The sequence below is a fragment of the Parendozoicomonas callyspongiae genome (assembly GCF_023502345.1).
GTDB lineage: Bacteria > Pseudomonadota > Gammaproteobacteria > Pseudomonadales > Endozoicomonadaceae > Sansalvadorimonas > Sansalvadorimonas callyspongiae.
On the sequence record NZ_JAMFLX010000079.1, the window covers coordinates 1 to 1510 of the forward strand.

Below are 1510 nucleotides of genomic sequence, written 5' to 3' on the forward strand. Positions count from 1 at the left end.
GAGCTGTGGGGCGCCGTAGGCGTCCCAGGAGCGAAGCGACGAACACCAGCGACTTGTTAGCTGCGTGGTTCAGGCTTTGTGGAAAAGTTTTATACCGAAACCTGCCAAATAGGATATGGTTGGAGGTATTGCCATTATAAATATTGGTGTAAAGAAACACTCAGGAATAAGCCTTGAGTATTGGATGTATTCAGAAACACCTGTTCCCAACATTGAAAGAGAAATAGCCAGACATATCGCTGAAGCTACGTTTAAAAATCTTTGTTTTCCAGATGGCATTTACTACTACTCAGATAAAATTACTGGTTTATTTAACTCATCCCAAATGAGGCTAAAAATAGGAGCCGTAACTCTCTTAATTTCTTCCTCAGATAGAGAAGTGCAGATGGTGATGGTGTTTCTTGAGCTAAGGATAAAAGATTCGTGATCTAATTCTGATTCTATGGTTTGGAGCAGTGCACTTATTGCAGTTTCATATTCATCATCGGAAATGCCATCAGATATATTGAACCGTAATATGTAGGTTTTTTCCGTCATAATTATATTTAAACTTTACTTTGTGTCTCTGGGAAATTCTTGCCATTTAAAGAGATATCTAATACTTCTATTCATAGTATGGACATTAAACTCGGATGTTTGGTCATGAGTATGTGAGCAGCTAACGCTTGCGTGTGGGGCGCCGCCGCAGGCGGCGTCCCAGCCCCGAAGGGGCGAACACCACGCACTTGTTACACGGCGGTTGCTAGTACTTGGCTTTATTGAAATTTTTTATGACTCGATACTTTATTAATTCATTGGTCGCGTCAACAATTTCGATCTTTGCGCCTTTATAGCCGATTATTTTTGACTTTGTTAGATCATACTCGACATCATTATTAAAAGCCGGTCTTGCCATATTACTAGAAAATTCTCTATAACCGATGTTTATTTTGTTTCCAATGATTCCGCTGTAAATCAATGTTTGTTGAAAGGAGTTTTTTGATTGAATTGGCTTTTGTGTGTGTTCAAAATCATTACTATTTCCACATGCTGCAACATTAAAGACAGTGATTACGCAGATTTTATTAGTGTTTGTGTACGCCTGAACACTTTTCCATGGATCTGCTAATGCAGCTTTAGTTACCGAGCCACTCTCATTTCCTCCGCTGGGATAGTAAAACCCAGAATCGGAGTCATTACCTTGTTTTAGATAGTAACCTGGAAGAATTGAATATGCCCAGCTTGGGTCAATTTTCCCCCTTACATAAATTGCGTCGTGATTTGTGAACTTTCCTTGCCTTAGCATTGTATCGCCAACATAAGCGACATTAATAGAATCAATTGGAGGCTCACTTATTTCAGTTGTTATCGGTGCGTAATTGTACTTTGGTGTTGCACAACCAGCCATAAAAATTGAAAACAGTATTACTGCAAGTAATCTCATTTCTTTCTCTTAAAAAGTTAATTCTAATGATATGTTTATAAAGCCGTGTAACGCCCGCGTAAGGGGCTGCGCCGCCAGGCGCAGTCC

General features: G+C 39.8%; 2 protein-coding genes. One reads left to right on the plus strand and one right to left on the minus strand.

Annotated features, from left to right (window positions below; all coding sequences use genetic code 11):
* Positions 1-115 precede the first annotated feature (115 nt).
* Complete coding sequence (locus tag M3P05_RS20315) at positions 116-427, plus strand: hypothetical protein (RefSeq protein ID WP_249701957.1); 312 nt, start codon at positions 116-118, stop codon at positions 425-427.
* Between the two features lie 315 nt (positions 428-742).
* Here M3P05_RS20315 and M3P05_RS20320 read toward each other — a convergent pair whose 3' ends face one another.
* Positions 743-1423: a hypothetical protein gene (locus M3P05_RS20320; protein ID WP_249701958.1), complete on the minus strand. Its 681-nt coding sequence runs from the start codon at positions 1421-1423 to the stop codon at positions 743-745.
* Positions 1424-1510 lie beyond the last annotated feature (87 nt).

Bases quoted from the DNA above. Each gene is read 5' to 3' on its own strand.
- M3P05_RS20315 (WP_249701957.1), top strand. From the start codon at position 116: ATGGTTGGAGGTATTGCCATTATAAATATTGGTGTAAAGAAACACTCA.
- M3P05_RS20320 (WP_249701958.1), bottom strand. From the start codon at position 1,423: ATGAGATTACTTGCAGTAATACTGTTTTCAATTTTTATGGCTGGTTGT.